General features: G+C 62.8%; 13 protein-coding genes. 8 read left to right on the forward strand and 5 right to left on the reverse strand.

The features are described 5' to 3' along the window. Positions 1–45 precede the first annotated feature (45 nt). From ACZYTC_RS12795 to ACZYTC_RS12805, 3 genes are all read right to left on the reverse strand, one after another. Positions 46–810 carry a site-2 protease family protein gene (locus ACZYTC_RS12795; RefSeq protein WP_441774020.1) on the reverse strand — a complete coding sequence of 255 codons (765 nt, stop codon included), beginning with the start codon at positions 808–810 and terminating at the stop codon, positions 46–48. A 76-nt stretch (positions 811–886) separates the two neighbouring features. Next, positions 887–1,918, reverse strand: coding sequence for a transporter (locus ACZYTC_RS12800; protein ID WP_434955708.1), 1,032 nt, complete (start codon positions 1,916–1,918; stop codon positions 887–889). Positions 1,919–2,072: 154 nt separating this feature from the next. Continuing rightward, a complete protein-coding gene (locus tag ACZYTC_RS12805; protein ID WP_434955707.1) occupies positions 2,073–2,525 on the reverse strand; it encodes an NUDIX hydrolase in 453 nt (150 codons plus the stop codon). Between the two features lie 623 nt (positions 2,526–3,148). On the opposite strand from ACZYTC_RS12805, the gene ACZYTC_RS12810 reads away from it, so the two are divergent. From ACZYTC_RS12810 to ACZYTC_RS12820, 3 genes are all read left to right on the forward strand, one after another. Continuing rightward, entirely contained in the window at positions 3,149–3,445 is a 297-nt protein-coding gene (locus ACZYTC_RS12810; RefSeq protein ID WP_434955706.1) for a hypothetical protein, read from the forward strand. A gap of 126 nt (positions 3,446–3,571) precedes the next feature. Next, positions 3,572–4,339, forward strand: coding sequence for an SDR family oxidoreductase (locus ACZYTC_RS12815; protein WP_488989725.1), 768 nt, complete (start codon positions 3,572–3,574; stop codon positions 4,337–4,339). Positions 4,340–4,460: 121 nt separating this feature from the next. Beyond that, a complete protein-coding gene (locus ACZYTC_RS12820; protein ID WP_488990006.1) occupies positions 4,461–6,059 on the forward strand; it encodes a SulP family inorganic anion transporter in 1,599 nt (532 codons plus the stop codon). A gap of 114 nt (positions 6,060–6,173) precedes the next feature. On the opposite strand, the gene ACZYTC_RS12825 is transcribed toward ACZYTC_RS12820, so the two are convergent. After that, a complete protein-coding gene (locus ACZYTC_RS12825) occupies positions 6,174–7,220 on the reverse strand; it encodes a hypothetical protein (protein WP_488989726.1) in 1,047 nt (348 codons plus the stop codon). 152 nt (positions 7,221–7,372) lie between these two features. Here ACZYTC_RS12825 and ACZYTC_RS12830 point away from each other — a divergent pair, with 152 nt between their 5' ends. From ACZYTC_RS12830 to efeO (ACZYTC_RS12850), 5 genes are all read left to right on the forward strand, one after another. Further along, entirely contained in the window at positions 7,373–7,882 is a 510-nt protein-coding gene (locus ACZYTC_RS12830; RefSeq protein WP_481274164.1) for a hypothetical protein, read from the forward strand. A gap of 384 nt (positions 7,883–8,266) precedes the next feature. Then, positions 8,267–9,106: an iron uptake transporter permease EfeU gene (gene efeU, locus ACZYTC_RS12835; RefSeq protein WP_488989727.1), complete on the forward strand. Its 840-nt coding sequence runs from the start codon at positions 8,267–8,269 to the stop codon at positions 9,104–9,106. Further along, positions 9,103–10,272: an iron uptake system protein EfeO gene (gene efeO / locus ACZYTC_RS12840; RefSeq protein WP_488989728.1), complete on the forward strand. Its 1,170-nt coding sequence runs from the start codon at positions 9,103–9,105 to the stop codon at positions 10,270–10,272. The genes efeU and efeO (ACZYTC_RS12840) overlap by 4 nt, the downstream gene beginning before the upstream one ends. A 13-nt stretch (positions 10,273–10,285) precedes the next feature. After that, entirely contained in the window at positions 10,286–11,578 is a 1,293-nt protein-coding gene (efeB, locus tag ACZYTC_RS12845; protein ID WP_488989729.1) for an iron uptake transporter deferrochelatase/peroxidase subunit, read from the forward strand. Positions 11,579–11,622: 44 nt separating this feature from the next. Further along, the gene (gene efeO, locus ACZYTC_RS12850; RefSeq protein WP_488989730.1) at positions 11,623–12,453 is read left to right on the forward strand and encodes an iron uptake system protein EfeO; all 831 of its coding nucleotides are present in this window, start codon (positions 11,623–11,625) and stop codon (positions 12,451–12,453) included. A gap of 88 nt (positions 12,454–12,541) precedes the next feature. On the opposite strand, the gene ACZYTC_RS12855 is transcribed toward efeO (ACZYTC_RS12850), so the two are convergent. Next, positions 12,542–13,657, reverse strand: coding sequence for a hypothetical protein (locus tag ACZYTC_RS12855; protein ID WP_488989731.1), 1,116 nt, complete (start codon positions 13,655–13,657; stop codon positions 12,542–12,544). Positions 13,658–13,845 lie beyond the last annotated feature (188 nt).

Consider the following 13,845-nt stretch of genomic DNA (forward strand, 5'->3'; position numbering starts at 1 on the left):
GGCGCCGCCGTAATAAGGCAGGCTCCCCTGCCCTGGAAGCGGGTGCTACTGCCAGAAACGGAACAGCTGATATCCGAGCCCGACATAGCCGGGATAGATGTCGAACAGGCCCGTCAGTGCGAAAACGGCTTTCCAGATCATCCCGCCGACATTGGTGGAGAACACCAGGAACAGGAAGCCGATCGTCGCCAGGGGTGCGATGGCATTGGCCTGGGCCTGAATGTGATAGGGCAGATAGGGCCGGATAACCGCAAAGCCGTCGAAGCCCGGAACCGGCAGGAGATTGAGGACGGCGGCCGAGGCCTGCAGCGCAGCCAGGAAGGCGATGCCGGCCCAGAGTGGCGCCGTGCCCATGGTTTCCGGCAGGCCGAGCATGAAAGGCAGGCCGAGCAGGAAGAGACAGACGAGATTGGCCAAGGGACCGGCCAGGGCGACGAAGGCGTCCCAATGCCTGGTCTTGAGTACGGTGCGGTTGATATAGACCGAACCGCCGGGCAAGCCGATGCCCCCCAGTATCAGGAAGAGCAGCGGCAGGCCGAAGCTCATCAGTGGGTCGCTATAGGCCAGGGGATTGAGGCTGAGATAACCCTTCTCCATCACCGACCGGTCTCCGCCCCAATAGGCCGCCAGGGCATGCGCCCCCTCGTGCAGGCACAGCGACACCAGCCATCCCGAAACGATGAAGGCGAACACGGTGACGGAGGCATCGAACCACCCGGTCGCCAGGCTGATGGCCGTCACCACGAATACGGCGAGGATCGGGAGGAAATTGGCGCTCAGGCGCCAGGGCATCACCGCAACTCTGGACAAGGCAGACTCATTCTCGAAGACGGATGCGCTATTGTGGGAACTCGACCGCATTTTCGCAAGGGCAAGCGGTGATGCTTCAGATGCGTAGCCCCGCGCCGACCCGCCTGAGAATCCAATAGAACAATGCCGTCGCCCCCGCGCCGATGACGATCGCGAACCAGAAGCCCCCTTCGGTCTCGAGGAAGGGCAGATCCTTGGTGTTCATGCCGAATATGCCGGCGACCAGGCTGCCGGGCAGCAGCAGGGCCGTCAGAATCGAGAGGGCACGCAACGAGCGGTTGGTCTCTTCGGCCAGCCGGGCACCCACTTCGTCCTGCAGCAGCTTGGCCCGCTCCTGCAAAGTGAGAATATCATGGTCGAGCGATTGCAACCGGTCCGCCAGGCGTTCGGCGGCAATATGCATGCCCGGCTTGTTCGCCTCGTCCGGCTCGTCTTCCCAGTCGCGCAACACGTGAGCGAGCGAGGAAAGCTGGCGGTGCACACGCACGGTCATGCGGCGGACTTCGATCAGGCGCACTCGCTCGGTGGCGGCCATATCCTCGACCACGCGGTCCTCGGCGGTGTCGAGTTCGTCGGCCATCCCGGCCACGCGGCGCGCCACCGAATCGCAGAAGCGATCGATGATGGTTTCGATCAGCCGCCCGGCCGCCGGCAGGTTGAGGCCCTTCTGCACGGCACGATGGATCTCCTCCACCGACCGCAGCGGATGCCGGCGCCCCGAGATCACCAGCCTCTCGCTGAGGGCGAAGCGCAGCCGGCCGAGATGATCGCTCTCCCCACCCAGCTCGCTATGGAAATCGGCGATGACACCGAAGATGACATGATCGATCGTGTGCAGGCCGAGCGGCTCGTCCTTGGCCAGGAACAAAGCCCGCACCTCTTCGGGAAGGCTTTCGAAGGAAGACAGCCAATCCCGAGCGAGCCGGTCCGTCAGGCTGAAATGCAGCCAAAGCCAACCGTCCTCCGCCGCCAGGGCTGCAGGCACGTCGCGCGGATCGATCGCCTCGGGCTCATAGCCCTCCCGAAAGCGATAGGCCCAGATCAGGCCGGCGATCGCCGCCGGCACGAAATTGACGCCCGGCAGATGTTGCTGCTGAATAGTGTCCATGCCGCCTCCGCCAAGCGTTTCAGGCCACCCCACCCGAGGCCCGAAGCCCGCATAGCTTCAAGTTCAGGCGATATCCCGCCCCCGGGATAGCCGCCTGAAATGACGGGGCTAGATCATGCATGTGACAATGGGATGACGACCGCGCAGCGCGCTGTCATGCAGGGCTGGCAACCTGTTCCAGCAAGGCGGACAGACCCGGCTCCTCAACCAGGAGAGCAGCATCCCCGGGCGAGAACCAGCGCACCTCGCGTTCATTCATCTCCCGCCAGACCGGCAGATGGCCGGTGACGTCGAGACGATAGACGAAGACGCGGACGAGATCGAAATGCAGGTCGCGGCGCTTCCAATACAGATATTCGCCGACCGGTTCCTTGCCGACCTTGCCCAGCAGCCCGGCTTCCTCCTCGGCCTCGATGGCGGCGGCCCGGCAGTCTTTGCGATCCTTCATCGGCCATCCCTTGGGGATGGTCCAACGCCGCGTTTCGCGCGTGGTCACCAGGCAAACCTCGATCTTGCCGCGCTGGAATCGCAGGGGCAGCGCGCCGACCTGACGAAGCTCCTTGGCTTCGACGGGCGATTTGAGAGGATATTTATCGACTCTGGCCATGTAACGTGAGGAAACCCTAACACTGCACTCGGCAACACTACCTATACCGCGAATATATCAAATATTCCTTAGCCCCCGTGCGCTTTTGCACACCAACTTTGTTCTACCACTTTCGAACAGGCACGTTTCCTCAAATAGACGAGAAGCTTGCTGGCAAGTTCCCGCCTACTTCCTGTCACCCGGCCATTCTAGCGGGACAAGACAACCACATAAGTTGCAATGTTGTTATTTTTTTGTCGCACACAATCTGTTTCACCACGCGACGACCGTCTCTTGCTGCATTGCAATATTAGCTCTCGGAGCCAAACAAATAACCCAGCAAGTCTCCCTATGGACATGTGCGTCATGTCGGAGAAATTTAGCCGTTTCATTGTGAATAACGGTCACATTACCGAACAGTATAGGGTCAAATGCAACCTCATTGTGTTGAAACTCCTCATCGCTTCGCTTATGGCGTGTGGACTGGGCGGCTTTCGATTCGGGCGATATGTGCGTAAACGCACGCCATGCATGAGGATGGCCGGCTAGGGGTTCGCCGCCGGCGCATTTCTCACCTGCGCCGCAGCACCACGAAGTTTTGGGCGGTCCAAAACCGACCTTCCACGGTGAGGAAAGGAAGCCCCATGAGAAAAATGTTGCTCGCCGCCGCTTTTGGCTCTCTCGCTCTTGCCCTCGCCTCCTGCGGTGGCGGCAGCTCGAGCTGCACGGTCGAAGCCCTGACCCAGAAGGGCAAGGACCTGACAGAAGCCATGACCAACGCCATGAAGGATCCGGCCAAGGCTCAGGCCAATGCGCAGACCTGGGCCCAGAAGGCGCAGGAACTGCTGACCAAGGCCCAGGCGGCCCAGGCTGCCGGCGGCAAGCCGACCGACGAGCTCTGCAAGGCCTATGACGAACTGATCACGGCCATCAAGAAGTAAGCCTTCGCCGGTTTTATCCGGCCAAGTCTGGCTCCGGGGCAAGCTCCGGAGCCTTTTTTATTGGTCGGATGAAAAGCCCTGGCCGCCTCCCTGCCAGCGCGATAGCTTGATGGCCGGAGGCTCGCCATGCTCACCGATATTTTCGACCTGACGGGACGGGTCGCGCTCGTCACCGGCTCCAGCCAGGGAATTGGCCTGGCCATCGCGCGCGGACTGGCCGGCGCCGGCGCGACCGTGGTTCTCAACGGCCGCGACCAGGCCAAGCTCGATGCCGCCGCCCGCCTGCTCACCGAAGAAGGCTTGACGGTGGAGACCGCGGCCTTCGACGTCACCGACCAGGCCGGCGTGGAGACGGCCATCTCCGCCATCGAGGCCCGCCATGTTCGCCTCGACATCCTGGTCAACAATGCCGGCATCCAGCGCAGGGCTCCCTTCGTGGACTTTCCGCTCGCTGTCTTCCGCGACGTGCAGTCCACCAATGTCGAGGGGGTCTTCCTCGTGGCGCAAGCCGCGGCTCGCGGCATGATCGCGCGACGTTCGGGCAAGATCATCAACATCTGTTCGGTGATGAGCGAACTCGGCCGTGCCAATATCGTCCCCTATGTCGCGGCCAAAGGCGCCGTGCGCATGATGACCAAAGCCCTGTGCGCCGAGCTCGCCCGTCACAACATCCAGGTCAACGGCATCGGTCCGGGTTATATCGAAACCGAACTCAACACGGCGCTGATGCAGGACGCCGCCTTCTCGGCCTGGGTCGAGGCGCGCACGCCGGCCGGGCGTTGGGGGAAAGTCGAGGAATTGGCTGGTGCCGCCATCTTCCTCGCCGGCAATGCCTCCAATTTCGTCAACGGCCACATCCTCTATGTCGATGGCGGGCTCACAGCCTGTGTGTGAGCGACGGCTCATCAAATATCGCGGCTCCATTCGCCACAATCCCGCCACGATCGCCACAATAGATGATCGCTCAACTTTGCCGGCAAAGGATTGAGCTTTGGCGGTTGCACGCGCAGACGTCTTGGCGGGACTGTCCATGGCCGGCCTCTTGGTCCCGGAAGCCATCGCCTATGCGACGATTGCCGGCCTACCACCCCAGCATGCCGTCTTCGCAGCCCTCGTCGGCCTGATCATCTATGGCCTGCTCGGCCGCAGCAATTTTGCCATTACCTCCCCGACATCGTCTTCGGCCGCCATCCTGGCCGCCGTGGTGGCTGGTTTCCCGGCAGCGACCGCTGGAGAGCGCGAAGCCATTGCCTTCACAGCCGTGATCGTTGCCGGCCTCGTCCTCCTCGTCGCCAGCTTTGCCCGACTGGGGTCGCTGTCAGGTTTCGTGTCGCGGCCAGTGCTGCGCGGCTTCGCCTTCGGGCTGGCGGTAACCATCGTCCTCAAGCAGATTCCCGCGATTCTCGGGATCAAGGCCAACGGCGACCCGTTTCACCTTCTGGTGGGAATTTTCGGCCAGATCGGCGCATGGAACCTGCTTGGGCTCGCCACCGGCCTGGTCTCCCTGGCCGCCCTGCTCATCGTAAGACGCTACCCGGTCTTGCCAGGTGCCTTCATCGTCCTTGTTGCAGGTATCGCGGCTACCTATGCCATCGACTTTCCGGCCCATGGCGTCCAGATCGCCGGACGGATCGACATTGCCTTGCAGGCGCCGGCCATACCCGACCTCGCCGCCCGCGAATGGTCGCGGCTGGTACAAACCACCGTTCCCCTCGCCCTCATCCTTTTCGCGGAATCATGGGGAACGGTTCGGTCCCTGGCCTTGCGTCACGGACAGGGCGTCGACGCCAATCGCGAACTCTTCGCTTTGGGTACCGCCAATCTCCTTTCAGGCCTCGTTCGCGGCATGCCGGTCGGTGCGGGCTTCTCGGCGTCCTCCGCCAACGAGGCTGCCGGCGCGGTCAGCCGGCTCTCGGGCTTGGTCGCCGCAGTCGGCATCGCCGTGCTGATCGGCCTGGCCGGCCCGCTCGTCTCCCGCCTGCCGGAACCGGTGCTCGCAGCCGTGGTGATCTCGGCCATGCTGCACGTCCTCGATCCGAAGCCGCTGTGGCGGCTCTGGCGCATCGATCGGGATCAATATGTCGCATGCGCCGCGGCCCTCGCCGTGATGGGCCTTGGTGTGCTGAACGGCATGTTGTTTGCCATCGCTCTCTCCATCGTCGCCACCCTGCGCCGCCTCGGCTCACCCCATGTCGCCTCCCTAGGCCAACTCGACACCTCGCGGGACTTCGTCGATGCCGCCCGCCATCCCGACAGCCACCGCGATCCGCGCGTGATTATTCTACGACCAAGCCAGCCTTTGTTCTTTTTCAATGCCGAAAGCAGTTTTGCGCAGGCCCGCAAGCTTTGCGCCGACCAGCCGGGCGCGCACACCGTCATCCTCAGCCTGGAAGAAAGCTCGGACCTCGACAGCACGGCGCTCGACGCTTTGACGGAATTCGAGGCACTATTGCGTGGAGAAGGTCGGCTTCTCTATCTCGCGCGCCTTAAGGACGATGCTCGCATGGGGTTGGAAAAAGCCGGCGCCGCAGCCCTCATACAGGCAGACCGCTGCTATTGGAGCGTCTGGGACGCCTATCAAGCAGCCGCTCCCTCGCAGGAAACGTCACGATGACCGGCCCCTTCCGCGCGGCCACTATGTCGGCCCCGTTATCGAACCCGCTTTGATCGGTGAGTTCACCTGCTTCGGGCCAGGGGATACGTTGAGGTCGATGCTCCCTATGTCGAATTATTTGCTCGGCTGAGGCGGCCCGTAAGGCGATTGAGGCGCCGCAACCTGCCAGGCAGCCAGCAATGCCTTGAAATTGGCCACCGCTGCCGCGGCCTCGCGGCCAATCTCCGGCGTCATGGTCCGAAACTCCAGCCGTGCCCGCAGGCCATCCGCGAGGCCGAGCGTGCCGATGCAATAATGCTGGCCGGTGACGGGCAAGCCGTCGACGTCGCAGGAAACCAGGAAGGGCGCGGCCGACTTGGCATCGCGCTCGAGCCAGATCCCTCCTGGATAGATGTCATAATCGCCATCCGTCTGTGCGGGAGGCGGCGTGCCCGCCTTGGTAAGCCGCTCCTTCCAGGCCTTGAAATTGTCGAGATCCGGAGCCTTCGCCTGGAACATGCTCTCGGCCTGGAAAGTGGCGGGTTCGTAGAGCGCAACGGTAACGAGCGAACGCGGTGCCCCGCCTTCACGTGCCCCGCCGCCGCACAGGAAGGGCGAAGCCCCGTCCCCACTCCCCTTGCAGAACGCGGCCCTCCAGCTTGCTGCCATGCCGAAGGGCTTGTCCATCGCTTCCAGCGTGAGCACGAAGGCCTTGGCGGTCACCTCGGGCTGCGAACAGGCCTTTTCCAGTCCGGCCTTGGTGGCGAAATTGACCTCCTCGCCCGCGCCCTCCCCTGTCACCAGCGTCAGGGCCGGTGGGCCGGAAACGCGCAGGCGGGTCTTGCCGAGCTTCACCTCGATCCCCGTGTGCAGGCAATCGGCATAGGGAGTGGGTTGAGCCGCGGGGACGGGCGCGGGAACCTGGCCCGCCGGGCTTGCCACAGGCGTGGGCCGCGGATTCGTCGCCTCCCCGCCCGCCATAGCAGCTTCCGCAACGGCCGACTGCGGAGCCGGGCTGTGCAGCACAAAACCGCCTACCGACAACACCAGCCCGATCGTTCCAAGAGCCGCCAGGCCGATACGTTCGCGCGCTTCCATCGTCTCTCCCGAACCGAACACCGCCCTGTCGGGCTCGCTCTTTACACCCGCGCAATAAGGCAAAAACAGGGGAAATGCCACCAAGGCGATGTCCTCGATCCCCCTTCGGCCACCTGAAAGGTAAACACCACACGGGAATATCGCGGAATGGGCGTTGCCAACAGCGCGGCAGCTTCTCACATTCAGCGGATGCGACTTTCCAAAAGCCGCCTCAGTTCGAGGATCCCTCATCGCCCATGACGCTCAAGCGCCTCGTCCTCCTGCCGCTGCAGGTTCTCCTTGCAATCCTGGTGATCATCGACGAACTGGCCCGGCCGGTCTACGGACCGCTGATCCGTCGTTTCGCCGCGCTGCGCCTCGTCGAAATTGGGGAGCGCGCGGTCGCCGGCCTGCCGCGTTTCGTCATCCTCATTCTGCTGGCCGTACCCATCGCCGTGGCAGAACCGCTGAAGATCTACGGCCTGCTGCTTTTGGGGGAAGGCCGGCTGTTCCGCGGCCTTCTCATCCTGGCCGTCGCCTATCTCGCCAGCTTCCTTCTGATCGAGCGCATCTATGCCGCCGGCAAACCCAAGCTGATGACCATAGGCTGGTTCGCCTGGCTCATGAACCTGATCGACTGGGTCCGCCGGACACTGCTCGACTGGCTGAAACGCACCCCTGTCTGGGCGGCGGTCATCGCCACCCGCAGCTTTGCGGCCCGGGTCGTCACCGTATTTCGGAGTGCCATTTCACAAAGGCGCGGGTAATCCTTCAGGCACCCGGACGAAAAGGATTCGCGCTAAACGCCACCCGGCGCCCTCGATCAGCCTGCTCGCGGCGGACGGGGCGATCTCCCGCGCACGCAGGGAGATCGGCCACCTCGAAGCGCCTCTCACCGCGCCAGTCCGCCACCCGTCTTGAAGCAGACCCCAGATAAGACAGGATTATTTAGCCGCTTTGGAATATCTCTAAAAATAGATAAGGAGTTGCACAATTTAGAACTACTATGAACTAGAATTTAGAATTACTCTTATCTTTGATCCGTAACGGTTTTCTGCGTCACAGCCCCTTGTTCATCAGAATTGAACGCGTGTAATAGCTTGCCGATTGTTAATCTTGCATCGGCTGTGGGGGCGCGCAGGAACGACACCATGCTCGTACCATTTCTCATCATGTTCCGGGAGGGCATCGAGGCAGCGCTGATCGTCGGCATCGTTGCGAGCTATCTGCGTGTCACCGGGCGGAGCGCCTGGATGCCGGCGGTGTGGTGCGGCATCATCCTGGCCGTCGGCCTGTCGTTTTCGGTCTTCGTCGCGCTTCACGCCGCCAGCGCCGAATTTCCCCAGCGCACCCAGGAACTGTTCGAAGCCGTGGTCGGCCTGATCGCGGTCTGCCTGTTGACCGCCATGGTATTCTGGATGGTGCGAGCCTCGCGCAGCATCAAGGCCGAGTTGCAGCACTCCGTCGATGCCGCCCTGGCCTCATCAGACCATCAGGGCCTCGCGCTGGTCGGCATGGTCTTCCTGGCGGTCGCACGCGAAGGGCTGGAGTCCGCCTTCTTCCTGCTGGCAACCTTCGAGCAGAATGTCGGTTATGGGGCGCCGGTCGGCGCCGCACTCGGCCTTGCCTGCGCAGCTGTCTTCGGGGTGGCGCTCTATTATGGCGGGGCGCGCCTCAATCTGCGCCTGTTCTTCCGCTGGACCAGCATCCTGATCATCTTCGTGGCGGCCGGCCTGGTGGCAACCGCGGTGCGCTCGTTGCACGAAGCCGGCCTGTGGAACCATCTTCAGGGCATCGCCTTCGATATCTCCGGCATCCTGCCCAGCGACAGTGCGCTCGGCACGGTGCTCGGCGGCTTGTTCGGCTATCACGACACGCCGACCCATGGCGAAGTGATCGCCTATCTCCTCTATCTCATTCCAGCGCTGTTTCTCTTCCTGATGGCGCCGAACTCCCCCTCCCCATCCAATTCGAAGGCCGCACGATCGTGACAGCCCCGCGCATCAATTATCCGGCTGTCGGGGCCGGCATGCTCGCCCTCATCGTGGCGGTGGGCGTCGGCACCTATTTCCTGGTCGCCAGGCAGCCTGGCGCCGATGGGCCCAAGGCCGGCGACACCGTCGCCATCGCCGTCACCGCAACGGCCTGTGAACCCAACGAACTGACGGTCCCCGAAGGGCGCACCATTTTCGCTATCACCAACAAGAGCAACCGGGTGATGGAATGGGAGATCCTGCAAGGCGTGATGGTGGTGGAGGAACGCGAAAACATCGCCCCCGGCTTCACCCAGAAGCTGACCACCAGGCTCGAACCGGGCGACTATGAGATCGCCTGCGGCCTACTGACCAACCCCCGAGGCAAGCTCAAGGTAACGGCTCTCGCCAATGCCCCCAAGGAAGTCAAGCCGAGCCTGACGCAGCTGATCGGCCCGCTTGCCGAATACAAGGTCTATGTCACCTTGGAGGTCGACGACCTGGTCGACGCGACCAAGGCCTTCACCGACGCCATCAAGGCTGGTGACCTCACCAAGGCCCGCGAGCTCTATGCGCCGACACGCCAATCCTATGAGCGCATCGAGCCGGTGGCCGAGCTGTTTTCCGACCTCGACAAGTCGATCGATGCGCGCGCCGATCTTTTCGAGAAGCTGGAGGCCGACCCGGCTTTCACCGGCTTCCACCGCCTTGAATACGGCCTGTTCAAGCAGGGCAGCACCGAGGGGCTCGCCCCCTTCGCCGACAAATTGCAGGCCGATGTCACCGAGCTGCAGAACCGGATTTCGACTCTGGTCATCCCGCCTTCCAAGATGGTGGGTGGCGCTGCCGTGCTCATCGAGGAAGTCGCTTCAAACAAGATCTCCGGCGAAGAAGATCGCTACAGCCGCACGGATCTGTGGGATTTCCAGGCCAATATCGATGGTGCCCGCAAGATCGTCGAACTGCTCGCCCCCCTGACCACCAAGGCCGACGCGGCACGCCAGAAGAGCATCAACGACAATTTCGCCGCCGTGAACGCCATCCTCGCCAAATACCGCACGCCCGACGGCGGCTTCAAATCCTATGACGCTTTGAGCCAGGACGATCGTCTGGCCCTGCAAAAGCCGGTGACGACGCTGGCCGAAAGCCTGTCGACGCTGCGCGGCACGCTGGGCCTCGACTGAAGGGATGGGAACAATGACCGACAAGACCCCCTATCCGCCCCAATCCGATACAGATGCCCCACGCTCCCCAGGCCGGCGCTCCATGCTGCTGGGCCTTGGCGCAGCCGGCGGCGGCGCTTTGCTCGCCACCCTGCCGGGCAAGCAGGCGGCCGCCGAGGAAGCCGGTTCAACCGGGCATCTCAGCGACCGCGTGAGCTATCTCGGGGCCCATCAGGCCGGCGTCACCACCGACCGACCGCCAATGGGACTTGTGGTTGCCTTCAACATCCTCGCCACCACGCGCACCGATCTCGAACGCCTGTTCCGCGTCCTCACCGATCGCATCGCCTTCCTGACCCAGGGTGGCACGCCGCCGGTAATCGATCCCAAGTTTCCTCCCCCCGATTCCGGGCTGATGGGGCCTGTGGTCTCCCCGGACAATCTCACCATCACTGTGGGCGTAGGTGCCTCGCTGTTCGACCAGCGTTTCGGGCTCGCCGACAAGAAGCCGCGGCAGCTGATCAAGATGCCGCAATTTTCCAACGACGCACTGTCGGCCGACCTGTGCCACGGCGATCTGATGCTCCAGATCTGCTCCAACACCGCCGACAGCAATCTGCATGCCGTACGCGACATCGTAAAGAACACGCCCGATCTTCTGATGATGCGCTGGAAGCAGGAAGGCTTCGTGCCGCCGCCGCGTGCCGCCGGCGAAACCCAGTCGGCACCGCGCAATCTGCTCGGCTTCAAGGACGGCACGGCCAATCCGGACCACAAGGACGAGGCCGAGATGAACCGCCTCGTCTGGATCCAGCAAGGTGCCCCCGAGCCTGCGTGGGCGAAAGGTGGCAGCTATGGCGTGGTGCGCATCATCCGCAATTTCGTCGAGCGCTGGGACCGCACCCCGCTCGGCGAGCAGGAAGCCATCATGGGCCGGCACAAGCCGAATGGCGCTCCTCTCGGCATGAAGGTCGAAGCCGACATCCCTACCTATCATGATGACCCGGAAGGCAAGCGCACACCGCTGGACGCCCATATTCGCCTGGCCAATCCACGCACACCGGATTCGCGCAAGAACCTGATCCTGCGCCGCCCCTTCAACTATTCCAACGGCATCACCAAGTCGGGCCAGCTCGACATGGGGCTGCTCTTCATCTGCTTCCAATCCGATCTGGAAGCCGGTTTCGCCACCGTCCAGCAACGCCTGAACGGCGAGCCGCTGGAGGAATACATCAAGCCGGTCGGCGGCGGCTATTTCTTCATCCTGCCCGGCATTCCCGACAAGACAGCATTTCTCGGCCAGTCCCTGCTGGCGGAGACGGCCTGAACCGATCCTTCAACCTTGAACTGAAGAGAGAGAGAGAAAAAAACATGGCACATCTCAAATGGCGCATGCTGTTGGGCGCTGCGGTTATCGGCCTTGCCACGACCGCCAGCGCAAACACGCCGGCCGTCTCCCCGCTGGACCTGGTTCAGCCCGTGGCCGACTATAAGGTCTTCATCTCCAAGGGCGTCAAGAAGCTGGTGGAGGACACCGCCAAGTTCACGGCCGCGGTCAAGGCCGGCGATCTGAAGAAGGCCCAGGCCCTCTACGCACCGACCCGCGTCCATTACGAACTGATCGAGCCGGTCGCCGAACTCTTTTCCGATCTCGATGGCAGCATCGATTCCCGTGCCGACGACCATGAGAAGAAGGAAGCCGACGACGGCTTCACCGGCTTCCATCGCCTTGAATACGGCCTGTTCGAAAAGAAGAGCACCGATGGCCTCGCCTCCTTCGCCGACAAGCTGAATGCCGATGTTGTGGACCTGCAAAAGCGCATTGCCGGCCTCACCATCCCGCCCGAGAAGATGGTGGGTGGCGCTGCGGCACTGATCGAGGAAGTCGGTGCCACCAAGATCACAGGTGAAGAAGATCGCTACAGCCACACCGATCTGTGGGACTTCAAGGCCAATGTCGACGGCGCCCGGAAGATCGTCGAGCTGCTCCACCCGCTCACGGTGAAGGCCGACAAGGACCTGTCGCAGAAGATCCACGCAAATTTCGAAACCGTCGAGAAGATCCTGGCCAAGTACAAGACCAAGGATGGCTACGAGACCTACGACAAGCTGACGCCCGAGGATCGTACGGCCCTTCAGGGTCCGATCACGACACTCGCGGAAGATCTTTCCAAGCTGCGCGGCACGCTCGGTTTGAACTGAAATCCGGAGCAGAATGCTCTGTCGGGCGGCGGGCCTTCGGGCCCGCCTCTCCGGACACTACCAAAATAGTCCCCCGACCGAGTTTGCCTTACTTGTCGAGCAACTCGATCGAGCGCGTCAGCGCGACCTTGCGCCCCCCGACATTGTCCTTGAGCAGGACATCGATGCGATAGGGGCCCGGCTTGTCGTCCGTTTCGAAATGAATGGAAAGAGTCGAGCGGCTGTCGACCAGGTTGAATCGGCCGCCAACCTTGTCCTTGAGCGCCGTCACACCTTGCTGCGCCGAACGGGGATCGACCGAGCCATCGGGCCCTGTCACCTTGATGTCATAGCTGACATCGGCGGAGAGATCCTTCTGGAGACCCATGCCCGAAAACAGCATGGTCACGCCGATAGTGTCGCCCCGCCGTGCCTGCGGCATCTCCCCGCTCAGGGCCGTTGCCTCGGGGGCGCTGCCACCGGGCGCAGGCTTATCCGGCAGTTTGAGCATGGCGATGGTACCCGAAAAATCACCGTCGCGGTCCGGGGCCGGCCTGAAGCCTGCGCTTCTGCTGGCCAACAAGGTATCCAGGGCTTGCTTGTAGGAGCCCGAGGCCTCTCCGGCCCGCTGCACCAGATAGCGTTCCAGCACCTCGTGCTGGCGCACATTATAGGCAAGGCCTTGCACCGCATTGATGCGGATCGACTTGTCGAGTTCGTTGCTGCCACTTAATGGCCTGCGCGGATCGAGCGCATCGACCAAAGTTGCGAGGAAGCCGGGATTGCCCGTCGCGAAAAAGGCACCCCATTTGAGATCCATCTCCACCGGCCGGCTCGGCGCCAGAGTGTAGAGATTACCGGGCTTGTCCCTGAGAAAGCCGGGTTCCTCACGGAAAAGAGAAGCGATCAGGTCGGTATTGCCCGATTGCCACAGGGCGAAGATGAGAATCGACTTGCTGTCGGCCGGATAGTCGGCGCCAGCCCCGATCCAGCCCTCCACGCGCGCGCGGTTCTGCAGAAACAGCATCGAGAAAAAGCCGGCCAGCGTCGCGCGTGACAAGCCCGTGCCCGCGATCGCTTCCGAATTCTTCAGAGCGGCGAAGACATTGGGCACCGTCGCAAGATCGTTGCGCACGTAGAAAAAGACGATGGTCGCGGCGAGCTTGATGTCGGCTGCGCTCGGCAGGGCCTTGGCCCTGGGCAGTGGCGGCGGGGGGGCAGGCAATGCCGGCTGCGGAGGCGATGGAGACGAAGAATTTTGCGCCGCAGCGGGAGCGAAGCAAAAGCCCACCAGAACGAACGCCAGCAGCAGAGTGCGCATCAACGGAATTGCCATCCCAACGGCGCCGCGGAATTGAGCGCCCATTCCAAACCAGCTTACGGCACAAGGCGGCAAAATTGCGCTCGCCCTGC

Source organism: Labrys sp. F242, from assembly GCF_057813875.1.